The following is a 23,135-nucleotide window of genomic DNA, read 5'->3' on the forward strand; positions in this document are numbered from 1 at the left end:
CTTCCGCTGGCTCATGTCCAATTTTTGTTCATTGCCGCTTCGCAAATCCGTATGAGCACCGCGCAAAACCGGCGGTCTTATCAAGTCATTAACCATGCTTCTTTACCATCGTTGAAGGTTCGAACCCTTTGGCAAATCTATTGACTCATTCGTCCAAACCACGCGCAAAAGCGAGTTATCGCTTCAAAGCTTCAAGCAATCTTTGCGTCATCGCAATCTTGCTTGGCAGCACTGTGTCTATGGTTTGCGGCCCTGCTCTGGCTCAGCAAACTGTTCTGCCAGACAACTCTCAGTTGCGCGGGTCTATTCAGGGAAACACCCTGCAGACGCAAACTACACGTCCCGCTGATTCGCGCGCAGCTACAACCGATTCCGGCATTCCCTCCCGCGCTTATGAGCCTGTCAGCCCCGGCGCCCTGCCCGCCGAGGATGATAGTTCCAATCTGGGATTGTTGGGTGTACCTCAAAACGACGGCAGCCCTCCGAGCGGTCCAGCCGATGATAGCGGTGGACTGAACCCGCCGCCCTCGCCGGAGGATCAGATGACGCCAGTTCCGACGGCATCAGTGCCAATACCGGAACCACGGCTAGGAGCGCCACGCCCCACAGCCGCGGCCGGAGACGAAAATAACACTGACCGAGATCCGGAAAATCCTTATGACACCGGCGCAATCGAACAGAGTCAGGAAGCCAATCCGGCGGAAAATCGCGCTGAAAAGGACAATATGCCTGTCTCGGCGATTGAGCGCCGTATACCGCGTCCCGATCCTGAACCCTTCGCGCCGCTCGGCATACGGGCCGGAACAGTAACTTTGCGCCCCTCCCTCAGTCAGGGTCTGCGGGCAACAACCAATGCCGATAATAGTTCGGATGGCAAATCCGCCATCCTGTCGGAAACCCGGCTGCGTGCCCGTGCCACGACAGATTGGTCACGCCATTCCGCATGGCTGGATTTTGATGGGACCTATGACAAGACCCTTTCCGGTGAGGAATATTCAGCGCCCAATATTGGGCTGCGTGCTGGCTTTCAACTGGATCTCGGCGCACGCACAACTGTAAAAGGTGAAGCGGGCTATCGCTATCGGCAGGAAGATCCAAGCGCGCCAACAACACTTCAAGGCACATCAAACCGTCCTGGCGTGCAAGAGCTTGATGGAACGCTTGGCTTGCGCCACGAGTTCGGCAAATTTTTCGGCGATGTCAAAGGCAAGGTCAACCGAACCACCTACGGCAATGCCGAATTCGGCAATATCGCTGTCAGCCAGAAAGATCGCGACAACACCTTCGCCAGCATCGCCTTGCGTGGCGGCTTTGAAATGTCGCCTGCCATCAAGCCCTTTGTCGAGGTCGAGTTTGGTAAACTCATTTATGATGAGAAAGTCGATTTTAGCGGCTATCGCCGTTCCGGTGTGCGTTCAGGGCTTCGCGGCGGCGTCGAGATTGATTTCGGGGAGAAAATGTCAGGCGAGTTCGCACTTGGCTATCTACGCCAAGGTATTGACGATGACCGTTTGCAAGCTGTCGAAGGCCTCAGTGCGGATGCGGCGATCAAATGGTCTCCGCAGCGCGGAACCGATGTCGATATCGGTCTTTTGACCCGCGTCGAAGGCGCAACCGCCCCCGGAGAAAGCGGTTCGGTCTATTATGAAGGAACGGTTGGCATCAAACGTCAGGTCCGGGCCAACCTGGACTTTAACGCCAAACTGATCGCTTCTTTGCGCGACAATAAAGATGATACGGGACTGGATAAGGGTTTCGGTGCCGAGATCGGTGCAACCTACTGGTTTAATCGTTTTGTCGGGCTGGATGTCAGCGCCCGCCACCAGCTTGTCCGCAGCGACGTTGAATCACGCAATACCGATGAGACGAGTGTGTATGTCGGCGTGACATTGCAGCGGTAATACTAAGTTATTGCATTGAACTAATGCGTGGTTCGACGGGCTCACCATGAGGAAGGTCGGTTGATTGCATGGTCCTGCCTCACAACTCCGAGAGCTGCATGATGATTTTCAACTTTGCAGGATTTCGATTCCCTGCAATCAACTCACTTTCCTCATGGTGAGCCTCGTCGAACCACGCACAATGGAGATGCGATTACCCATTTTCTGAGCTTATCGAAGGGCGAACCCCGCAAAACATTGGGAGCAGCCAAGGCTGCTCCCAACTAAAATAGATCACTGCCCCTTTGGCTTGATCGTTTTCAGCATATTGCCAATATTGTCGAACACACCATTGCGGATGTCCTCGCGCCACAGTGCGAAGGCCACATTGGCCTCAACGAAGCCTTCCTTGGAGCCGGTATCATAGGTACGGCCCTTGAAATGATAACCGAAGAAATCCTGTTCTTTGGTCAGTTTGAGCATGGCATCCGTCAGCTGGATTTCATTGCCCGCACCGCGTTCCTGATTTTCCAGAATGTTGAAAATCTCCGGCTGGAGAATATAGCGGCCATTAATGTAAAGATTTGAAGGCGCAGTGCCTTTGGCGGGCTTTTCCACCATTTCCGTCAGCTCAAACCCATTGCCGACCGGCTTGCCTTGCCCGACAATACCATATTTGTGTGTTTCAGCCGGGTCGCATTCCTGCACCGCAACGATATTGCCACCCGATTGATTGTATAGCTCCACCATATCGGCCAGACAGCCATTCTTTTCCGGCTGCATGATCATGTCAGGCAAAAGCAGCGCAAATGGCTCATTGCCGACGATATCGCGTGCGCACCAGACGGCGTGGCCAAGCCCCATCGGCACCTGCTGACGGGTAAAGCTGGTTGTGCCCGGCCTTGGCTGAATGCTCTGCAATTCTTCCAGCAAGGCTGTTTTACCGCGCTCTGTCAGCGATGAATACAACTCGTACTGCGCGTCGAAATAATCTTCGATAACAGCCTTGTTGCGGCCCGTAACGAAAATAAAATGTTCAATACCAGCTTCGCGCGCTTCATCGACCACATACTGAATGACTGGCTTGTCGACGACTGTCAGCATTTCTTTCGGAATGGATTTTGTTGCTGGAAGAACGCGGGTTCCAAAACCCGCAACGGGAAAGACGGCCTTGCGAATTTTCTTCAGTGTCGTCATCGGTACCTCGTTGGTGTTGCATGCGATTTCTTCGTTAAAGCATCTATTGTCGTCGTGAACTCACAAAAGCCGCAGTAACAATTCAAATTTTGATATAATTCCCAAATACCGATTCTGGTTTTTGGTTAGATCCTGGACAATCTGGCCTCAAAGAACGAAAATGCACAGGCCTGTAAAATAAATATTCTTTGCCGATGTTAATGTGGGCACTGAGGAAGGCATGGTAAACTAATTCCTAACTTTGACATGCTAATATTATCGTCTGAACCTGTGGAAACACATTTCGAGGGCATAACATGATTGAAGCTTCGTCCGCATTGTCTAAACGTTTTTGCATGATTGCAGCTGCGGCGGGTCTTATCCTGTCACTCAACGTCAATAATGCCTCCGCTGATGCAAAGTTCCAGGCTTGGATCGCCGATTTCAGGGCAACGGCGATGGCCAGCGGGATTTCTGCGGCAACCTATAAGCGCGCCTTTGCCGGCGTCACGGAGATCGATCCGGAAGTCTTGGAGAAGGCGAAATTCCAGCCGGAATTCACTGCGCCTGTCTGGGATTATATTGATAACCGCGTCAATGAAAACTCGGTGGCAACAGGCCGCGAAATGGCCAAGAAGTACAGCCGTTGGCTGGGTGCCATTGAGAAATCATTCGGCGTTGATCGCAATATTCTTCTCGCAATCTGGTCGATGGAAACCAACTACGGCGAGATCATGAAACGCGATGATGTGATGCGCGATGCTGTGCGCTCGCTCGCCACTCTTGCCTATGCTGATCCGCGCCGGGGCAAATTCGGCCGCACGCAATTGATTGCCGCCATGAAAATTCTTCAGTCCGGCGATATTGACCGCAGTCACCTTACCGGTTCATGGGCAGGCGCGCTCGGCCATACGCAGTTCATTCCGACAAGCTATATCGCCTATGCCGTGGATATGGATGGCAACGGCAAACGCGACATCTGGAACTCCGTGCCTGATGCCTTGGCGACAGCCGCCAATCTTCTTCGCAAGAATGGATGGCAGAGCGGCCAGACATGGGGTTATGAGGTTGTGCTGCCTGCCGGGCGCAAATTCCCCGCCGGTTCAAAGTCCATCGCAGAGTGGCAACAACTCGGAGTCGTCCGTGCCAATGGCAAGGCTTTCCCCAATGGTAGCGTAAAAGCGACGTTGAAAGTGCCGGATGGACGCCAAGGTCCGTCATTCCTCATGACCAAGAATTTTTTCGTGCTGAAAAACTACAATAATGCCGATAAGTATGCATTGGGCGTTGGCCTTTTGGCCGATCAGATTGCCGGTTCAACGGGCCTGCGTCAGGACTGGAACCGGCCGTTTACGCCCATCACAATGAAAGAACGCGAAGAACTTCAACATCATTTGACCGAACTCGGCTATTATGACGGCAAGGTAGATGGCAAGATCGGCAGTGGTTCGCGCAATGCCATTCAGGCATTCCAGACCCGCATGGGCCTGGACCCTGATGGTCACCCCAGCAAGGAAGTGCTGACGATCCTGCGCAAAAAGTAGGGGAGAGTCTGTCGCACTGCGCGAACGTGTAGCGTGGTTCGACAAGCTCACCGTGAGGAATGTGGGTTTGACGGCAGAAACTAAAGAAACTCAGAGGTTGCCACTTTCTTTGCAACCCACGAAGCTTCCTCGTGGTGAGCTTCCTGAGCGCTTGTCGAAAGTCGAACCACGCACTGCGCCCGAGCAAAGAATTATACGGCTGGCAGGTTTTGCTATGGCGCTCGGACTTTCTGGGATACTCGTTTTCACCGAAACCGCAGCTGCCCGAACCCTGCTCGATATGCTGATGGGACGTCGTGAAATTTATCGCGAAGATACCGACCGCCTGATCGATGATGGCCGGAGGGTCCGCCCTCGGCCTAAAAATCGCGCAACCAAACCCGCGCGCCCGAAAGCAGTTCCGGCAGGACCGCAATCGGGACCCGCGCCATCGGTAGCGGTTGAACCAGCCATTCCTGACAAATTGCCTGATGCCAAGACAGTTCTTGTCGTTGGCGACTTCATGGCCAGCGGTCTGGCAGAGGGTCTTGAGGCAGCTTTTATCGATAGCCCCGGCGTGCGCGTCATTGATAAGGCCGATGGCTCATCCGGGTTCGTGCGCGACGACCATCGCAATTGGCCTATGACCATAGGTGGATTGATTGAAACGGAAAAACCTTCAGTCGTCGTGGTGATGGCGGGAGCCAATGACCGGCAGCAATTTACCGGTGTTCAGTCTGAGGCCAAGGGAAAACCATTCCTGAGTGAAGAATGGTCGAAGGAGTATCAGGCTCGGCTCGGTGCATTTCTAGATGCTGTCGAGAAAACCGGCAAACAGGTCGTCTGGGTCGGGCAACCGGCTTTCAAAACCAAGAGCATGACCAATGACGTACTGGCCTTTAATGAACTCTATCGCAATGCCGCTGAAAAAGCCGAAGGCACGTTCGTCGATGTGTGGGATGGCTTTGTTGATCAAAGTGGCTCATTTACGCTTACCGGCTTCGATATGTCGGGGCAAACGGCGCGCCTGCGTAACAATGACGGAATCGGCCTGACCCCTGCCGGCAAGCGTAAACTCGCTTTCTATGTCGAAAAGCCATTGCGCCAAATGCTGGGTACAGCCACCGCGCCCGATATTGCCGCCATCAAACCGGGTGCTCCCGTGCAGGCATTGCCGGAAACCCCATCCGGTCCTGTCAGAGTTGACAGGCTTGCGCCAATCAGCCTGAATGATCCCGAGCTGGACGGCGGCACCGATCTACTTGGCGCCTCCACGCGCTCCGTCCCCGCTGCCGAAAAATCGGACCGCGATCTGCTCATCAAACAGGGTGTGACACCAGCAAGCCAGCCCGGACGCACAAATGATTTTTCTTGGCCAAAACCGGCCAAATAGGACCGACACTGGTACTCGCGCGCCACGTGCATGAGATTGTCATCGGGATTTCCGCAAAAATAATCCGACAAGTTGCGAACTCAAATCAGAATTTCCGGAACTGATACAAAAACAACGAAAACTCTCTGGGAATTGCCGAAGAATCGTCGATTTTTGCCGAAGAATTGTAACTACCGCGTGCAATTTGGTTGCGCGCGGTAGAAATACCTATCGAGGGAGCACCGAACTTCCCATTAAAGCCTCATCTATTGAAGCTGCCGCCTGACGACCTTCCCGGATCGCCCAGACCACCAGAGACTGTCCCCGCCTGACATCGCCAGCGGTGAAAAGCTTGTCGACACTGGTACGATAATCGACATCATCCGCTACAACCGAGCGGTTGCCACGACGGTCGGCTTTCATTTCCAGCGAACCGGAAAGCTCTTTGACAATCCCGTCTTCGAACGGGCCGGAAAAGCCGATGGCGATGAAGGCAAGATCGGCCTTGATGAAGAATTCCGTTCCGGCAATAGGCTTGCGTGCCTCATCCACTTCACAGCATTTCACATGGGTCAGCTCGCCATTTTCTCCAATGAATTCAAGCGTTGCCACCTGAAATTCACGGGCAGCACCCTCGGCTTGCGATGAAGAAGTACGCATTTTCGTTGCCCAGTAAGGCCATACGCTCAGCTTGTCTTCTTTTTCTGGAGGCTGCGGGCGGATGTCGAGCTGGGTCACTTTTACCGCGCCTTGACGGAATGCCGTGCCCACGCAGTCAGACGCCGTATCACCACCGCCAACAACCACAACGTGCTTTCCGGACGCGACAATCGAGTCGCTTTTCCAGGCAACGGATTCAATGTTTTCACGGCCTACACGACGATTTTGCTGAACCAGATAGTGCATCGCATCGTGGACACCTTCAAATTCAGCGCCGGGAATGCCTGCAGGGCGCGGCGTTTCGGCGCCGCCGCAATATAAAACGGCATCGTAGCTATCGATAAGCTCCTGAATTGGCTTATCGATTCCCACATTGACGCCGCAGAAGAAAGTGACGCCCTCACCTTCCATCTGACTTACTCGGCGGTCGATGAAATGCTTTTCCATCTTGAAATCCGGAATGCCATATCGCAGCAATCCGCCTGGCTTGCTCTCGCGTTCGTAAACATGAACTTCATGTCCTGCGCGACCAAGTTGTTGCGCCGCCGCCATCCCTGCCGGACCCGAACCGATGATCGCAACATTCTTGCCGGTCTTGGAAGCGGCTGGTTGAGGAATGATAAAACCGGTTTCATAGGCCTTGTCAGCGATGGCCTGCTCGACCGTCTTGATCGAAACCGGCACATCTTCAAGGTTCAGCGTACAGGCTTCTTCGCAAGGCGCAGGGCAGATTCTGCCTGTAAATTCAGGGAAATTATTGGTGGAATGCAGGTTCCGGATCGCCTCATCCCAATTGTCATTGTAGACAAGGTCATTCCAGTCAGGGATCTGATTGTGAACCGGGCAACCCGTAGGGCCATGACAAAACGGAATGCCGCAATCCATGCAGCGTGCCGCCTGCTTTTTGACCTCGCCATCTGTCATGGGAATGGTGAATTCCCTGAAGTGGCGGATGCGGTCCGATGCCGGTTGATACTTGCCAACCTGCCTGTCTATCTCAAGAAAACCTGTAACCTTACCCATAAAACTGCTCCCCTCGCCTCTCGGAGGACCACCCATATCGATTTAAATCAACGGGCAGCATTGGACCTTTGCCGAGCATCGCAACAGCGACGCTCGAAGCTAAGGCATTGAAACTATTCGGCTGCGACACCCATCCGCATACGCTCCATATCCTCGAGCGCGCGTCGGTATTCCACCGGCATAACTTTCACGAATTTCGGCCTGAAACTCTCCCAATTATCGAGAATTTCTTTCGCGCGGCCAGAACCCGTATAGTGCATATGGTTCGAAATCAGTTGAACCAGACGTTCTTCATCATGCCTTGTCATATTGGCCGAAACATCAACACGCCCCTTATGTGCCAGATCACCGCCATGATGATGAAGCTTCTCAAGGATGTCATCTTCTTCCGGAACCGGCTCCAGCTCAACCATGGCCATGTTGCAACGCTGGGCAAAATCGCCAGCTTCATCAAGGACATAGGCGACGCCGCCGGACATGCCGGCTGCGAAGTTCCGGCCCGTTTGGCCAATGACGACGACAACGCCGCCGGTCATATATTCGCAACCATGATCGCCGGTGCCTTCGACAACGGCAATTGCTCCGGAATTACGAACAGCAAACCGTTCGCCCGCGACCCCACGGAAATAAGCCTCGCCTTCAATTGCTCCGTACAGCACGGTATTGCCAACGATGATTGAATCTTCCGGCACGATTTTCGTATTTTCAGGCGGGCGAATGACAATGCGGCCACCGCAAAGTCCCTTGCCTACATAATCATTGCCGTCGCCAATCAACTCGAAGGAGATGCCTCTGGCCAAAAATGCAGCAAAAGATTGCCCGGCCGTACCTGTGAATCTCACCGAGATTGTATCTTCTTTTAGTCCCTTGTGCCGATAACGCTTGGCAACTTCACCAGAAAGCATTGCACCTACAGAGCGATCCACATTCTTGATGCCCATTTCGATCTTAACCGGTTGCTTGCTTTCGAGGGCGGGCAGCGCCTGCTCAATAAGCTTGCGGTCGAGAATATCGAAGATTGGATGGTTTTGCCGTTCTGTCCAACGTGTCTTTTCCTCGGGCGCTTCCGGCTTGTGGAATATGCGAGAGAAATCGAGCCCTTGTGGCTTTCCAATGATCAATCGCCTCGCGCTTTTCGAGAAGTTCGGCTTTGCCGACGATCTCTTCGAACCGCGTGTAACCCATCTCAGCCAGGAACTGACGAACTTCTTCCGCCATATAGAAGAAGAAGTTGATCACATGCTCAGGCGTGCCCTTGAAGCGCTTGCGCAAGACCGGATCCTGCGTTGCAACGCCAACGGGACAGGTGTTCAAGTGGCACTTGCGCATCATGATGCACCCTGCCGCTATCAATGGAGCGGTAGAGAAGCCAAACTCGTCCGCTCCCAAAAGTGCGCCGACAATGACGTCACGACCGGTTCGCAGGCCACCATCGACCTGCAAGGCTATGCGCGAGCGAAGCCCGTTAAGCACCAGCGTTTGCTGGGTTTCAGCAAGGCCCATTTCCCATGGGCTACCGGCATGCTTGAGCGACGTCAGCGGCGATGCACCTGTGCCGCCATCATAACCGGAAATGGTAATATGATCAGCGCGCGCCTTGGCCACACCGGCAGCAACTGTGCCCACCCCAACTTCCGAAACAAGCTTAACCGACACATCCGCTTCGGGATTGACGTTCTTCAAATCGTAGATCAGCTGGGCCAGATCTTCGATGGAATAGATGTCATGATGCGGCGGCGGCGAAATCAGGCCAACACCCGGCGTCGAGTGACGGGTCTTGGCAACTGTCGCATCTACCTTGTGTCCTGGAAGCTGACCACCCTCACCGGGCTTTGCGCCCTGGGCAACCTTGATCTGCATCATGTCAGAATTGACGAGATATTCGGTTGTGACACCAAAGCGACCTGACGCCACCTGCTTGATCGCCGAACGTTCCGGGTTTGGCTTGCCATCGGGCAGCGGGTAGAAACGATCAGGCTCCTCGCCGCCTTCACCAGTGTTCGACTTACCGCCAATACGGTTCATCGCCACAGCCAATGTTGTATGGGCTTCGCGGCTGATCGAGCCGAACGACATGGCGCCGGTGGAGAATCGCTTTACGATCTCTTTTGCAGGTTCGACATCATCAATCGAAACTGGCTTTCGTCCGGTATCGGCAGCCATTTTGATATTGAACAGGCCACGAATGGTCTTTGCCCTCGCCGATTGGCTGTTCACCATATCGGAATATTCTTTAAACGTGCTGGCCGAGTCCGTACGCACGGCATGCTGCAGCTTTGCTACCGCGTCCGGCGACCACAAATGTGCTTCACCGCGCATGCGATAGGCATACTCGCCGCCAACATCGAGTGTAGTGGACAAAACAGGATCATTGCCAAAGGCGTCACGATGGCGGCGCACTGTTTCTTCCGCTATTTCCTCAAGTCCTACGCCTTCGATCATCGTCGCCGTACCAAAGAAGAAGCGATCAACAAATTCCGACTTCAACCCGACAGCGTCAAAAATCTGAGCACCGCAATAGGACTGATAGGTCGAAATGCCCATCTTCGACATGACCTTGAGGATGCCCTTGCCGATGGACTTGATGTAGCGCGATACAACTTCCCTCGAATCCACTTCCGGCGGAAATTCACCCCGCTTGTGCATATCGAGCAATGTATCAAAAGCCAGATACGGATTAATTGCTTCCGCACCATAACCTGCAAGGCAGCAGAAATGATGCACTTCACGCGGCTCGCCCGACTCAACCACGAGACCAACCGACGTACGCAGCCCTTTGCGGATCAGATGATGGTGAACGGCGGCGGTTGCGAGAAGCGCCGGGATTGGAATCCGGTCCGGACCAACTTGGCGATCGGAAAGAATGATGATGTTGTAGCCGCCGTGAACCGCCGCTTCAGCGCGATCACAAAGCCGCTCCACGGCACCGGCCATTCCAGCAGCGCCTTCTTCAACATTATAGGCCGTATCGAGCGTCTTGGTGTCAAAACGATCTTCCGTATGGCCGATGGAGCGAATTTTCTCCAGATCTCCATTGGTCAGGATGGGCTGGCGTACTTCCAGCCGCTTGCGGCGCGATGTTCCAACCAGATCGAAAAGATTTGGGCGTGGACCGATGAATGAAACAAGACTCATCACCAGCTCTTCACGGATCGGATCAATCGGCGGATTGGTGACCTGTGCGAAGTTCTGCTTGAAATAGGTATAAAGCATCTTCGACTTGTCAGACATTGCCGAGATCGGCGTGTCAGTACCCATCGAACCAATGGCTTCCTGGCCCGTCGTCGCCATGGGCGACATCAGGATTCTTGTGTCTTCCTGCGTGTAGCCGAATGCCTGCTGGCGATCGAGAAGGCTGACATCCTTGCGCAAGGCGCGCGGCTCAACCGGGCTCAATTCTTCCAGGATCAACTGGGTGTTCTTGAGCCACTGCTTGTATGGATGGCGATTGGCTATTTCGGATTTGATCGTGTCATCAGAAACAATCTCACCCTTTTCCATATCGATCAGCAGCATGCGACCGGGCTGCAACCGCCACTTCTTGACGATCTTTTCTTCCGGCACAGGAAGCACACCCGCCTCCGAGGCCATGACCACGAAATCATCATCAGTCACGAGATAGCGCGCTGGACGCAGACCATTGCGGTCCAAGGTCGCGCCAATTTGACGGCCATCCGTGAACGCGACAGCAGCTGGTCCATCCCACGGCTCCATCAGCGCAGCATGATATTCGTAAAATGCTTTTCGATCATCCGCGATCAGCTTGTTACCGGACCATGCCTCGGGGATCAGCATCATCATTGCATGGGCAAGCGAATACCCGCCCTGAAACAGGAACTCCAAAGCATTATCAAAGCACGCCGTATCCGACTGGCCTTCATAAGAAATTGGCCAGAGCTTTGAGATGTCGTTGCCAAAAAACTCGGAATCAACCGAAGCCTGTCTCGCAGCCATCCAGTTGACGTTGCCGCGCAACGTGTTGATTTCGCCGTTATGCGCAACCATACGGTAGGGATGCGCCAGCTTCCAGGAAGGGAACGTGTTTGTCGAAAACCGCTGATGCACAAGCGCGACAGCGCTGACAAAGCGTGGGTCCTTCAGATCCTTATAATAGGCACCCACCTGATAGGCGAGAAACATGCCCTTATAGACAATCGTACGGGCAGACATTGAGACAACGTAAAAGTCGCTCTCCTTGCCACCGTTCTCTTGATAGATACGGTTTGAAATCACCTTGCGCAGGACAAACAGGCGACCTTCGAAGTCTTCATTGGATTCAATATTCGGGTTGCGTCCAATGAAGACCTGACGATGAAACGGCTCGGTGGCAGCAATATGCGGAGCCTTTGACAAAGACGAATTATCAACGGGCACGTCACGGAAACCGATAAGTGTCTGGCCTTCCGAAGCAATAACTTCCGCTACGACTTGCTCGATATGTGCACGCTCTTCCGGGTCCTGCGGCATAAAGAAATAGCCAACGGCATATTGATTGACCGGAGGAAGCTCGACACCCTTTTCTGCCCATTCCGCGCGAAAAAACGCGTCAGGAATCTGGACAAGCATGCCAGCACCGTCGCCCATCAATGGATCGGCACCCACAGCGCCGCGATGGGTCAGGTTTTCGAGCATGAAAAGCCCGTCTTCGATGATCTTACGGGACTTCACACCCTTCATATGTGCAACGAAGCCCACACCACATGCGTCATGTTCATTACGGGGATCGTAAAGGCCTTGGGCTTTGGGGAAACCTGACAATTTATTGGTTTTGACCGCACGATTCTGTACGGCCTGAGCGAGTTCAGTCGTTACAGATGGCGTCAAATCCGACATCGTCAATTCCTCCATTGAAGCCCTCACAGGGCGGTCTTAGTCATATGGGACGGAATAGCATAATTCCTGCCCCGCTTCATGCGGCATATCTTCCGATTGTAGATTGCGGGCACCTTAAGAAGGACGAAAGCACTTGACTGCCGTCCTCAATTATCAGTCTCCGCAAATAGGACAGCAATGCTGTCGTATCAGCGTATGCCAGAATTATTCCAAACAAACAAGATGGAAAAGCAAAAAATAACATCATTCCACGAAAGAAGATTGCGTCAAATTGTCAATTTGCTCGCATTAGTTACGAGAGCAGGTGTTTCCGCTAAAAATAGAATACTGAATAGTTACTTCCTCCATTATTAACAGTTACGGCTGCTTTCCACTATGCTTCTAAAGGCGTAAGCCTCTGCTCATCCACCCTGAAGAGAGGTTTGCTTCATGCACTTTGCGTCCGATAACTGGGCTGGCGCCCACCCCAAAATTGCCGCGAATTTAAACCGGCATTCCGATGGCTTTGCCTCGGCTTACGGCACCAGCACGCTCGACCGCGCAATAGATGAAACATTCAACACAATCTTTGAACGGGAAGTCGCCGTTTTCTTTGTTGGAACTGGCACCGCCGCCAACTCGCTTGCCCAAGCTGCCATCGGCAAGCCAGGCGGCGTAACCTTCGCTCATCGCGAGGCCCATCTGATTGAGGACGAGGGCGGAGCACCAGGCTTTCTCTCAGCTGGAGGCCGTTTTCAGCCTGTAGACGGTCCGACCGGGCGTATTGATATCAATAATCTTAAAACAGCTATTCGGGGATTCGCCCCCGGCAATGTGCACGCCGGACAGCCAATGGGTGTCTCAATTACCCAATCTACAGAAATCGGCACCATCTATGAGCTCGGCGAAATTTCAGCGATTTCAGCACTGTGCAAGGATAATAGCCTGCCACTCCATATGGATGGCGCTCGCTTTGCCAATGCGCTCATTACCCTTGGCTGCAGTCCTGCGGATATGACGTGGAAACAGGGTGTCGACATTTTGTCGTTCGGAGGAACCAAGAACGGCTGCTGGTGTGCAGAAGCATTGATATTCATGAACCCCGATCAGGCAAAGGACGTGCCCTTTATCCGAAAGAGATCCGCGCAGCTCTTTTCAAAGTCGCGTTTCGTTGCAGCGCAATTCGAAGCTTATTTTGCTGGCGGATTATGGCTGGAGCTCGCGACCCACGCCAATACGATGGCGCGCTTTCTTGCAGAACAAATTGCTGGTTCGAAAAAGATGAGACTTGCCTGGCAACCCCAGGCAAACGAAGTCTTTGCGATTGCCCCCAAGGGTGTTGTGGCGAGCCTACAGGCAAGCGGAGCCATTTTTTATGAGTGGAAGCCGCCCCACAACGAAGCAAATCTGCTTGCAAATGACGAAACAATGATCCGCCTCGTAACCAGCTTTGCTACGACGCAAGAAGAAATCCGCCAATTTGGTGATCTGATCGCATAAAGAGCGGCGCATCGCTGCGCCGCTCTCCACTCATGGCAGTAGCCGCTTAGTTAGTGGCTTTTGCTTCTATCTGCTTGGCTTCGTTATCGGACAAAGCCGTAACCGCAATCTTGCGCGGCTTCATCTCTTCCGGAATTTCGCGCTTGAGATCAATGTGCAGCAAGCCGTTTTTCAGGCTGGCCCCATTTACCTCGACGAAATCGGCAAGATGGAAACGGCGCTCAAATGCGCGAGACGCAATACCGCGATATAATGTCTCGGAATCCTCCGACTTTTCAGCAGTCTTTTCGCCCGTCACCTTGAGCTGGTTGCGGTGGGCTTCAATCTGGATTTCATCCTCAGAGAACCCGGCAACGGCCATTGTGATGCGATAGGTGTTCTCGCCTGTCCGCTCAATATTATAGGGCGGATAAGTTTGGGCACCTTCCGGCTGAGCCAAACTGTCGAGAATCGTGAAAAGCCGGTCGAAACCGACGGTCGAACGGTAGAGTGGTGAAAAATCAACGTGACGCATGGGTAAGCCCTCCTTTAGAGCGACAATGTTTGCGTTTTTTGATTCACGTCAGAATCCCCGATGTGGCAAATTCTGTTGAACCAGCAACCCCGATATGGCGGCTGCAAACCATATTTGGTAAGCGCAATTCCTGGTTTCAAGTCTATTTGTATGAAACTGCGACGTTCAATGAACGCAAAATGAACATCATCTTCGGAATACGTTCAGCTCGATGATTTTATAACTACACCCAAGGTCGGATACGGTCCGGCATATAAAGGATAGGACAATGAAAAGACCCCTTATCGCTCTTACTGCAGCCGCCGTTTTGATCACAGGCTTCGCCTCCTCGGCATTTGCTCAGGAACGTTATTATCGCGATAACTCACCTGCCATCTATCTGGAGCAGGACGAGTCGGATGGCTATCTCATTCAGGATCGTGGCCGTTACGATCGCGACCGTTCGGACTGGCGCGATGACCGCCGTGAACGCTTTGGGCCACGCGATGTTGCCCGCATGCTGGAGCGTCGCGGTTACCGGGTTCGCGATATCGATTTCGAACGTGGCCGTTATTTTGTAAGAGCTTCTCGCCGCGGCAATCCGGTGATTGTCGTCGTATCCCGCAGAGGCGAAATTCTTGAAACCCGCCGCGTCGGACGTGACCGTGATCGCCGCTCCGGCTTCAGCATCGAGATCAATCCGGCCTACTGATAAAAAAGCCGAAATCATTGCAGATGTAACGTCCCTTCCATCTGCAATGTACTGACCGGAAGCTCTCAGGCAGAGTTTCCGGTCGATCTTTATTTTTAGCTTTGCCGTTTCAGGCATTGTTTGACGTTCTGTCGGAGCGGCTTTATCACGGAGGCAACTTGCTCTTTGAGGCACCCGACCGCACATGATCCGATCACTCGTCGAAATTGCGTCCAATCCTATTCCCGCGGGTACCCGTGTCGATAGCTTTGATCTGCCAGATCGCAAGCAACTGCGTTATGCAATCATCCCCGCCAGCACATCCCAGATTCGCGGAACTGTCATTATTTTGCACGGTCGTAGCGAATGTATCGAAAAATATTTCGAAACCGCCAGGGATATTGCGGCGCGCGGTTTTACAGTGGCCACATTTGACTGGCGTGGCCAAGGCGCCTCAAGCCGTCTTTTACGCGATGCGGCGCGAGGCCATATAAAAAGCTTTGAACATTATGTTGCCGACTTCGAAAGGTTTTTTGAAACCGTGCTTCTGCCCGATTGCAAGGGCCCGTTCTATGTTCTGGCTCACTCCACCGGTGCCCTCATAGCACTGCTTGCAGCGCCCTCCATGTCCAACCGAATCCATCGCATGGTCCTGACATCACCCCTGCTTGATATTCCCATGACGCGCTTGCAAAGAATGACGGCAAGGATCGTCGCAAACTCGCTGCGCTCCATTGGGCTTGGCAGAACCTACATGCTCAGCGGCCCATACAAGGCCAGGCCTTTTGAAAACAACCCGGTCACATCAGATCCCAGCCGCTACAAGCGCCAATGCGATGTACTCGAACAAGCGCCGGAACTCGCTCTTGGTGGCCCGACAGCAAGCTGGATTGTTGCTGCCGCAAAAGCGATTAACAGGGTCAATCGCCCTGAATTTATCGAGAAAATACGCATTCCATTACTGATTATCGCAGCTGGCGCGGACACCATTGTCTCGACCCCGGCGATAGAGCGTTATGCTGTGCAACTGCGCAACACCACTCTTCTCACAATTGATGGTGCAAAGCATGAGATTCTGCAGGAGGCTGATTTCTATCGCGAACAGTTTTTTGCAGCATTCGATGCCTTCATTCCGGGAACAGGCAACGAACCAACGCAACTATCGGACGAGACAGAGCTTACTGATTGAGCAAGGCCAGCGCTTTGGCGTGCAGTTCCGGTGTAGCCGCCGCAACAATGTCGCCTGCTTTTTCCGCCGCGCCACCATCCCAGGTTGTGATAACGCCACCGGCCTTTTCGATGATAGGAATCAACGCCACGATATCATATGGGTGAAGTCCGGTTTCGATCACCAAGTCGACAAATCCTGATGCCAACATTGCGTAAGCGTAGCAATCTGTACCGTAACGCGCGAGGCGCGCCGTCGACTCGATCCTGTCATAGACTTCCCGCTGCGCACCCTTGAAGAGCGCTGGCGTAGTGGTAAACAATGTTGCCTCGGCCAGTTCGGTGGTCTTGCGCGTTTGCAAACGCCGAACCCCGTCAGGTCCTTCGTACCAAGAGGCATCGCCATCGCACATGAAAAGCTCGCGCGTGAATGGCTGAGACATTACCCCCGCCACCGCATCGCCATTGATTGTCAGTCCAGCCAGCGTTCCCCATACCGGCAGGCCGGAGATGAAGGCCCGCGTCCCATCAATAGGATCAATGACCCAAATGTTTGGCTGCGCTAAATTCTCTCCACCAAATTCCTCGCCTAAAATTCCATGTTCGGGGAAAGTTGCATTTATCAAGCTACGTATGGCTCGCTCGGCTTCCCTGTCAGCTTCGGTAACCGGATCAAACCCTGTCTGATATTTATTATCGACCAGCGCTACTGTGCGAAAACGCGGCAGTGTCTGCTGGGCTGCAACCTCGGCGATTTGCTTCAAAAAGGTAAGATCGATGATCAAAATAGCTCCTGATGACTTTATTATTCTCTTTTGTGATCAAACCGCGCAATTTATGCGCGTTTTTTAGGCATGGTATAAGAATGCTAAAAAATCACTCAAATACCTTGACATTTGTGCGACGCAGCATAAACTAGAAAATGGACGGGGTGACCTGTCTATGCCCTCCTTGGGCGTTTCCTCCCTAGACTTAGGCCGCGCTCACGCGCGGTCTTTTTTATTGAGATATGGTGTGGATCCCTATTCTGCCGCCAAGGGCGTATCGAGAAAATAAAAATCCGGCAGGGAAACCAGGTCCGCAAGGAACAGTCCGATATCCCGTTGGAGCTGCTCAAATCCGGGTTTTTTTTCGTAGGTATTCTCATTCAGATAAAGGCCGCGATTAACCTCGATCTGCAATGCGTGCATATGCTTCAGGGGACGGCCATAATGTTCAGTAATGTAGCCGCCGGCATAAGGCTTGTTGTGTGCAACCACATAACCCATTTCGCGCAACAATTGTATGGCGGCGCTGGCTAATTCGGGCGCGCAACTCGTGCCAAATCGGTCGCCTATGATGAAATCCGGGCGCATTCCGCTTTCTGGAAAGCGGATACTGGCAGGCATTGAATGGCAATCGACCAGTACGCCATAGCCAAAACGGGCACATGTCGTCGCAAGCACATTTCCGAGCATTAAATGATAGGGCTTGTAGATACTATCGATGCGTCCGAGCGCTTCCGAAATATGAAATTTTTGCGCGTAGATTTCCTGCCCTTCCCCAACAAGCCGCGGAATCGTGCCGAGGCCGCCTGCCACCCTGGCAGAATGTCCATTCGCAAACGAAGGCAGTGGCTCCAAAAACATTTTGGGGTCGAGTTCATAGGGCTCGCGATTGACGTCAAGATAAGCACGCGGGAAATGCGCCAGCATTAACGGTGCGCCCAGCATTACGGCTGATGCGAAGAGCTGATCCACAAAGCAATCTTCCGAGCGGCGGATGGTATGCGCATCAAGCTGTGATTGCAGGATGAATGTCGGTGGATAGAAACGGCCGCTATGGGGTGAGTTAAAAACAAATGGAATGCGCTGATCGGATGGCTGCCGCAATTCAAATGGAGAGCTATCGGGGAAATCGCGGTTGACGGTCATCATTCACTTCAAATGTTATTGCTGAACCTGCGGGCAATGCCTGAATACTCTAGATCAAGTTTGCCTGTAATGGAATTGATCGTGCAAGCAACATTCGCTGATCTTTCTTAAGATGATCTATCCGCGCCGGACCACCTCGACATTTCGCGCGTTCAGCCTTATTTCTAGCAAATCATTCACGTGATCTTTACCAAAAAAGCGCTTTGTAGATTTTACAGAACGCTGGTCTGGGGATGATCGGCGCTAGATAATTCGGACGGACCGATGAAAAGAATACTTCTTGCAGAAGACGACAATGATATGCGGCGCTTCCTGGTGAAGGCGCTGGAGAAAGCTGGCTATCACGTCACGCATTTCGACAATGGAGCCAGCGCCTATGATCGTCTCCGTGAAGAGCCATTTTCCTTGTTGCTGACGGATATTGTCATGCCGGAAATGGACGGGATCGAATTGGCTCGCCGGGCATCTGAAATCGATCCGGACCTGAAGATCATGTTTATCACTGGTTTTGCTGCCGTGGCTCTAAATGCCGATTCGCAGGCACCAAAAGATGCCAAGGTTCTATCCAAGCCATTTCACTTGCGCGATCTCGTCAATGAAATCGAAAAAATGCTCGTCGCAGCCTAATTGCGCCGAGCTAATCCGATATTCCTGCAAGAAAGCCCGATAAGTTCCTTTAACAGCTATTGACGGACACAATTCAATATGGTGTATGCGCCCGGCAGATGGGCGTGTAGCTCAGCGGGAGAGCACTACGTTGACATCGTAGGGGTCACAGGTTCAATCCCTGTCACGCCCACCATCTGACCTTCCTCTCTATTGTTGATACTTAAGGCGAATGCCGTAATGCGCGTGTTTGCCCTGCACTGCGCCTTTCCTTGTAGCATCAGCAAGAAAGACTCTGAATAGTCAGCGTTTGGTCAGCTACGCTCCCTCGCATGTCCCTCGAACTACTCTTATCTATCAGTAGGAATGAAAGAATTTCCGCGTTTACTTTGAGTTCTGAAATATACAAACGCCCTTGCGTTTGATTATCACAGCGTTGAATATTGCCCCCGCGCACTCCTCTCAAGAGATTAGGCGCTTTATAATCGGGTGCCAGAACAATGATGATCACGACTACCGCTGACATAGATTATGCGTTCCGTTTGATTTTGGGTCGAACAATGAACGAAGTTGAAAAATCTCACTACACTTATGTAGGTCAGCCGCTTGAAAGCATTGTTCGCATGTATCTCAACTCACTTGAGTTTCAGAGCCGCCGCTTACTTGACCCAGCACCTGATGGGCAGATCGAAAAGGTCTTTCTCAATGACGCATGGATTTATGCGGATCGAAATGATCCGGATGTCGGGATCAATGTCATTGGTGGTGCCTATGAACCAAATGTGACGAGGGTATTCGAACAATACGTCAAGCCGGGAATGCACGTCATAGATATCGGGGCGAATATTGGTTACTTCACCATGCTCTGTGCGAAACTGGTCGGAAGCCAGGGACGCGTTCTGGCGGTAGAGCCGAATGTCGAAAACGGTCGTTTGCTCGTGGCAAGCCGCGACGCGAATTCCTTCAGCCACGTTAATGTTCTTTTGAGCGCGGTCGGTGATAAAACCGATGTACTCGCCCTGAATGGATCCGGTTCCAACGGCGTCAGCGCTACGCTTCAATCGGGACAGTCACTTGAAATCAAACGCTTGATTCCCTGCGTACGGCTCGATGATGTCTTGCATGACTGGAATCGGGTCGATTTCGTCAAGATCGACATCGAGGGTGCAGAATACCGCGCATTTACCGGCATGATAAATACATTGAGAAAATTTCGCCCCATTATTGTCAGCGAATTCAGCCCAAATCTAATCGGCTGGATATCCAGCGTCACGCCCGAGACCTATTTGAAATTCCTTATAGACCTTGGCTATCAAATTTCCATTATCACTGCAGAGGGCACATTACTTGACCGGGGACAGGATGTTCCGGCGATAATGAACGATGTGCACACGGCGGACAGCGATCACGTCGATATTGTTGCGCTGCCGATCTGATAAAAGCGGACGAATCCAAGCCACCGGCTTTTACTCGTTTTTCTCAATCCGGCGCCCCAAATATGCCGTTCCTTTCGCCATGATGGCGAGCAGATAATGCTGGCCGGGGAACTGATGACCAATCCATTTTTGAATCGCCGTGATCTTCTGACTGTGGCTTTAAGCAGCGTATTTTTACCTAAGATAGCTGAGGCGAAAGAACAGCCACGGGAAGATCATCCTATTTGGTCTGTATTTGGCAACCCGAAAGGCAGCGTGACAATCGTCGAATTCTTCGAATATCAATGCCCCAATTGCAAAAAGCTTCATCCTCAACTGGAAGAACTGCTGAAAGACAATAAGTCGATACGGCTGATTATGAGAGATTGGCCCATATTCGGAGATACTTCAGTTTACGCTTCAAGAATGGCTTTGGCCGCTGGGTATAGCGGTCAACACGAACAAGCATTCGGCGCTCTCATGAAGGTGCCGGGCAGGCTCACGCTGAAACGGGTAGATGAAACCTTACGAGCAGCTGGCATCCACACTGACCGGGTCAGGGATGCCTTGGAACAAAATTTCGATACCATACAAGAGCGGTTGGATCATAACGCTGCGCAGGCAAAATCACTAGGGCTAGCCGGCACACCCGCCTTCATCGTGGGCCGGGAGCTCTATCCGCGAGTGACTGACATTGACACGCTTCGCGCCGCCGTTGATAAATCAGGAAGCAGAGTGCCTGCCGTCCGGTAACATAGCGACCTGGCCCGTAATGCCATCCTTCAAGGATATTTTTCAACCTTCCCCCGGAGATTTAGAAATGCAACTCGGTATGATTGGATTGGGCCGTATGGGTAACAATATGACCCAACGGCTGATGCAGCACGGACACGAATGCGTTGTTTATGACGCGCGCGCTGAAAGCATGGCTGCATTGGAAGCGCTGGGGGCTACGGCAAGTGCGTCTCTGCAGGATTTCGTTTCCAAACTGTCCAAACCACGGGTTGTTTGGCTTATGCTTCCCGCTGCTGTTGTCGACAAAGTTCTGGATCAACTCGTACCATTGCTGGATAAGGACGATATCCTGATCGACGGTGGCAATTCCTATTATCATGATGACATCAGGCGCAGCGGAGCCTTGCGGTCAAAAGGTCTTCACTATGTTGATGTGGGAACCAGCGGCGGCGTATTCGGCCTGGAGCGCGGCTATTGTCTCATGATCGGCGGCGAAAAACCCACCGTTGAGCATCTCTCTTCCATTTTTGCCGCTCTCGCACCTGGCAAAGGTGACTTGCCGATCACTGAAAGCCGCCCCAAAGACCTTGCCAGTACAGCCGATCAGGGGTTTCTGCATTGTGGACCGCACGGTGCCGGACACTTCGTCAAAATGGTCCATAATGGCATCGAGTATGGGTTGATGGCCGCTTACGCCGAAGGTCTGAATATTCTGCGAAATGCGGACATCGGCATGCGTGAGCATGTAGTTGACGCGGAAACCACGCCATTGCAAAATCCAGAACACTATCAATACAAGCTTGATTTGCCAGAGATCGCCGAAGTGTGGCGTCGTGGCAGTGTTATCAGTTCATGGTTGCTCGATTTGACTGCCGATGCCCTTTATGGTGATCCCGGCCTGGAGAGCTATGAAGGCCATGTTTCCGATTCCGGTGAAGGACGCTGGACCGTCATCGCTGCCATTGATGAAGCTGTGCCAACGCCCGTCCTCAGCGCTGCTTTGCAGGAACGGTTCTCATCGCGCGGCAATGCTGACTTTGCCAACAAGATTCTCTCCGCCATGCGCAGCGAGTTCGGCGGGCATAAAGAAAAGCCCGCGAACAAAACCGCAGGCTAATCTGTGTCTATTTAGATAGGGCTGACAAACCGGCCCTATCTATCTAACCATGTGCGCTGACTTCACTATCGAGATGCGCCATCTGTGCAGCGGTATAACGGGCGCCCGCTGCCGAGCCTTTTGGCACAGCTTTTTCGATCGCTTCCAAGTCCTCACCGGTGAGTGCAACGTCAAGGGAACCCAAGGATTCAGTCAACCTGTCACGACGCCTAGCGCCCACAATCGGAATGATATCCTTACCCTGCGCAGCAACCCATGCGATGGCGATCTGTGCGACAGAAGCGCCCTTCTTGTCAGCAATCGCTTTGAGCGCCTCGACAAGCGCCAAATTCTTGTCGACATTTTCGCCCTGGAACCGGGGACTATACGCACGGAAATCGGTAGGTGCCGCTGCATCCTTCTGCCAATGCCCACTGATCAGTCCGCGCGAAAGCACGCCATAGGCAGTGATGCTGATGCCAAGCTCGCGGCAAGTTTGCAAAATGCCGTCCTCAATGCCGCGTGAGATCAACGAGTACTCAATCTGGAGATCAACAATCGGGTGAACGGCAGCCGCACGCCGTATCGTTGCCGAACCAACCTCGGACAGGCCAATATGTTTGACGTAACCTGCCTTTACCATATCGGCGATTGCGCCGATTGTGTCTTCAATTGGCACATCAGGGTCAAGCCGGGCTGGTCGGTAAACATCGATATAATCAACATTCAGCCGTTGAAGCGTATAGGCGAGCGAAGACTTGACCGCCGCGGGTCTTCCATCAAATCCGATCCATCCGGCACTCGGATCGCGAAGCGCTCCGAATTTAACGCTTATCAGCGCATCTTCACGCTTTCTGCCCTTCAATGCCTCAGCTATCAGCATTTCATTGTGGCCCATACCGTAAAAATCGCCCGTATCCAGCAAGTTGATACCGGCATCCAAAGCGGCATGAACTGTAGCAATGCTCTCGGCACGATCGGAGGGTCCATACATGCCTGACATGCCCATGCAACCGAGTCCAATTTCAGAAACCTTCGGGCCAGTTGCACCAAGTTGATGATATTGCATTCTA

At 52.7% G+C, this 23,135-nt stretch carries 16 protein-coding genes, 1 tRNA gene and 1 pseudogene; 11 read left to right on the forward strand and 7 right to left on the reverse strand.

Going from position 1 to position 23,135, the window contains the following annotated elements:
* Window positions 1-140 precede the first annotated feature (140 nt).
* Complete coding sequence (locus tag QFZ34_RS09230) at window positions 141-1,901, forward strand: outer membrane beta-barrel protein (protein ID WP_307279924.1); 1,761 nt, start codon at window positions 141-143, stop codon at window positions 1,899-1,901.
* Window positions 1,902-2,174: 273 nt separating this feature from the next.
* On the opposite strand, the gene galU is transcribed toward QFZ34_RS09230, so the two are convergent.
* Window positions 2,175-3,077: a UTP--glucose-1-phosphate uridylyltransferase GalU gene (gene galU, locus QFZ34_RS09235; protein WP_162802453.1), complete on the reverse strand. Its 903-nt coding sequence runs from the start codon at window positions 3,075-3,077 to the stop codon at window positions 2,175-2,177.
* A 296-nt stretch (window positions 3,078-3,373) separates the two neighbouring features.
* Between galU and QFZ34_RS09240 the strand changes: the two genes are divergently transcribed.
* Both QFZ34_RS09240 and QFZ34_RS09245 read left to right on the forward strand, forming a co-directional pair.
* Entirely contained in the window at window positions 3,374-4,600 is a 1,227-nt protein-coding gene (locus QFZ34_RS09240; protein ID WP_115052253.1) for a lytic murein transglycosylase, read from the forward strand.
* A gap of 67 nt (window positions 4,601-4,667) precedes the next feature.
* On the forward strand, window positions 4,668-5,972 hold the full coding sequence (locus QFZ34_RS09245; RefSeq protein ID WP_307279927.1) for an SGNH/GDSL hydrolase family protein: 1,305 nt from the start codon (window positions 4,668-4,670) through the stop codon (window positions 5,970-5,972).
* Between the two features lie 207 nt (window positions 5,973-6,179).
* On the opposite strand, the gene QFZ34_RS09250 is transcribed toward QFZ34_RS09245, so the two are convergent.
* Both QFZ34_RS09250 and gltB read right to left on the reverse strand, forming a co-directional pair.
* Entirely contained in the window at window positions 6,180-7,634 is a 1,455-nt protein-coding gene (locus QFZ34_RS09250) for a glutamate synthase subunit beta (RefSeq protein ID WP_115052251.1), read from the reverse strand.
* Between the two features lie 113 nt (window positions 7,635-7,747).
* Window positions 7,748-12,467, reverse strand: a pseudogene (gltB, locus tag QFZ34_RS09255) (glutamate synthase large subunit).
* Between the two features lie 429 nt (window positions 12,468-12,896).
* Here gltB and QFZ34_RS09260 point away from each other — a divergent pair.
* Window positions 12,897-13,946 carry a threonine aldolase family protein gene (locus tag QFZ34_RS09260; protein WP_307279933.1) on the forward strand — a complete coding sequence of 350 codons (1,050 nt, stop codon included), beginning with the start codon at window positions 12,897-12,899 and terminating at the stop codon, window positions 13,944-13,946.
* Window positions 13,947-13,992: 46 nt separating this feature from the next.
* Here QFZ34_RS09260 and QFZ34_RS09265 read toward each other — a convergent pair whose 3' ends face one another.
* Window positions 13,993-14,460: an Hsp20 family protein gene (locus QFZ34_RS09265; protein WP_115052249.1), complete on the reverse strand. Its 468-nt coding sequence runs from the start codon at window positions 14,458-14,460 to the stop codon at window positions 13,993-13,995.
* A 268-nt stretch (window positions 14,461-14,728) separates the two neighbouring features.
* Between QFZ34_RS09265 and QFZ34_RS09270 the strand changes: the two genes are divergently transcribed.
* Both QFZ34_RS09270 and QFZ34_RS09275 read left to right on the forward strand, forming a co-directional pair.
* Window positions 14,729-15,151: a hypothetical protein gene (locus tag QFZ34_RS09270; RefSeq protein ID WP_115052248.1), complete on the forward strand. Its 423-nt coding sequence runs from the start codon at window positions 14,729-14,731 to the stop codon at window positions 15,149-15,151.
* Between the two features lie 184 nt (window positions 15,152-15,335).
* Complete coding sequence (locus QFZ34_RS09275; protein ID WP_307279937.1) at window positions 15,336-16,319, forward strand: alpha/beta fold hydrolase; 984 nt, start codon at window positions 15,336-15,338, stop codon at window positions 16,317-16,319.
* Here the strand turns inward: QFZ34_RS09275 and hisN are convergent.
* Both hisN and QFZ34_RS09285 read right to left on the reverse strand, forming a co-directional pair.
* On the reverse strand, window positions 16,309-17,082 hold the full coding sequence (gene hisN, locus QFZ34_RS09280) for a histidinol-phosphatase (protein WP_307279940.1): 774 nt from the start codon (window positions 17,080-17,082) through the stop codon (window positions 16,309-16,311). The two genes, QFZ34_RS09275 and hisN, sit on opposite strands and share 11 nt — an antisense overlap.
* A gap of 237 nt (window positions 17,083-17,319) precedes the next feature.
* Window positions 17,320-18,210 carry an N-formylglutamate amidohydrolase gene (locus QFZ34_RS09285; protein WP_115052245.1) on the reverse strand — a complete coding sequence of 297 codons (891 nt, stop codon included), beginning with the start codon at window positions 18,208-18,210 and terminating at the stop codon, window positions 17,320-17,322.
* A gap of 264 nt (window positions 18,211-18,474) precedes the next feature.
* Here QFZ34_RS09285 and cpdR point away from each other — a divergent pair, with 264 nt between their 5' ends.
* From cpdR to gnd, 5 genes are all read left to right on the forward strand, one after another.
* A complete protein-coding gene (gene cpdR, locus QFZ34_RS09290; RefSeq protein WP_115052244.1) occupies window positions 18,475-18,837 on the forward strand; it encodes a cell cycle two-component system response regulator CpdR in 363 nt (120 codons plus the stop codon).
* A 100-nt stretch (window positions 18,838-18,937) separates the two neighbouring features.
* Window positions 18,938-19,012 (forward strand) — tRNA-Val (locus QFZ34_RS09295).
* Between the two features lie 364 nt (window positions 19,013-19,376).
* Window positions 19,377-20,252, forward strand: coding sequence for an FkbM family methyltransferase (locus QFZ34_RS09300; RefSeq protein WP_307279943.1), 876 nt, complete (start codon window positions 19,377-19,379; stop codon window positions 20,250-20,252).
* Between the two features lie 114 nt (window positions 20,253-20,366).
* A complete protein-coding gene (locus QFZ34_RS09305; protein WP_307279946.1) occupies window positions 20,367-20,984 on the forward strand; it encodes a DsbA family protein in 618 nt (205 codons plus the stop codon).
* Between the two features lie 67 nt (window positions 20,985-21,051).
* Window positions 21,052-22,083: a phosphogluconate dehydrogenase (NAD(+)-dependent, decarboxylating) gene (gnd, locus tag QFZ34_RS09310; protein ID WP_307279949.1), complete on the forward strand. Its 1,032-nt coding sequence runs from the start codon at window positions 21,052-21,054 to the stop codon at window positions 22,081-22,083.
* A gap of 43 nt (window positions 22,084-22,126) precedes the next feature.
* Here gnd and QFZ34_RS09315 read toward each other — a convergent pair whose 3' ends face one another.
* A complete protein-coding gene (locus QFZ34_RS09315; protein ID WP_307279952.1) occupies window positions 22,127-23,131 on the reverse strand; it encodes an aldo/keto reductase in 1,005 nt (334 codons plus the stop codon).
* Window positions 23,132-23,135: the final 4 nt, after the last annotated feature.

The sequence above is a fragment of the Phyllobacterium ifriqiyense genome, from assembly GCF_030817885.1.
GTDB classification, from domain to species: domain Bacteria; phylum Pseudomonadota; class Alphaproteobacteria; order Rhizobiales; family Rhizobiaceae; genus Phyllobacterium; species Phyllobacterium ifriqiyense.

Coding starts and splice junctions, on each gene's coding strand:
- QFZ34_RS09305 (WP_307279946.1), top strand. CDS start 20,367: ATGACCAATCCATTTTTGAATCGCCGTGATCTTCTGACTGTGGCTTTA.
- QFZ34_RS09265 (WP_115052249.1), bottom strand. CDS start 14,460: ATGCGTCACGTTGATTTTTCACCACTCTACCGTTCGACCGTCGGTTTC.
- QFZ34_RS09300 (WP_307279943.1), top strand. CDS start 19,377: ATGAACGAAGTTGAAAAATCTCACTACACTTATGTAGGTCAGCCGCTT.
- QFZ34_RS09250 (WP_115052251.1), bottom strand. CDS start 7,634: ATGGGTAAGGTTACAGGTTTTCTTGAGATAGACAGGCAGGTTGGCAAG.
- QFZ34_RS09285 (WP_115052245.1), bottom strand. CDS start 18,210: ATGACCGTCAACCGCGATTTCCCCGATAGCTCTCCATTTGAATTGCGG.
- galU (WP_162802453.1), bottom strand. CDS start 3,077: ATGACGACACTGAAGAAAATTCGCAAGGCCGTCTTTCCCGTTGCGGGT.
- QFZ34_RS09275 (WP_307279937.1), top strand. CDS start 15,336: ATGATCCGATCACTCGTCGAAATTGCGTCCAATCCTATTCCCGCGGGT.
- cpdR (WP_115052244.1), top strand. CDS start 18,475: ATGAAAAGAATACTTCTTGCAGAAGACGACAATGATATGCGGCGCTTC.
- QFZ34_RS09270 (WP_115052248.1), top strand. CDS start 14,729: ATGAAAAGACCCCTTATCGCTCTTACTGCAGCCGCCGTTTTGATCACA.
- QFZ34_RS09240 (WP_115052253.1), top strand. CDS start 3,374: ATGATTGAAGCTTCGTCCGCATTGTCTAAACGTTTTTGCATGATTGCA.
- QFZ34_RS09260 (WP_307279933.1), top strand. CDS start 12,897: ATGCACTTTGCGTCCGATAACTGGGCTGGCGCCCACCCCAAAATTGCC.
- QFZ34_RS09315 (WP_307279952.1), bottom strand. CDS start 23,131: ATGCAATATCATCAACTTGGTGCAACTGGCCCGAAGGTTTCTGAAATT.
- gnd (WP_307279949.1), top strand. CDS start 21,052: ATGCAACTCGGTATGATTGGATTGGGCCGTATGGGTAACAATATGACC.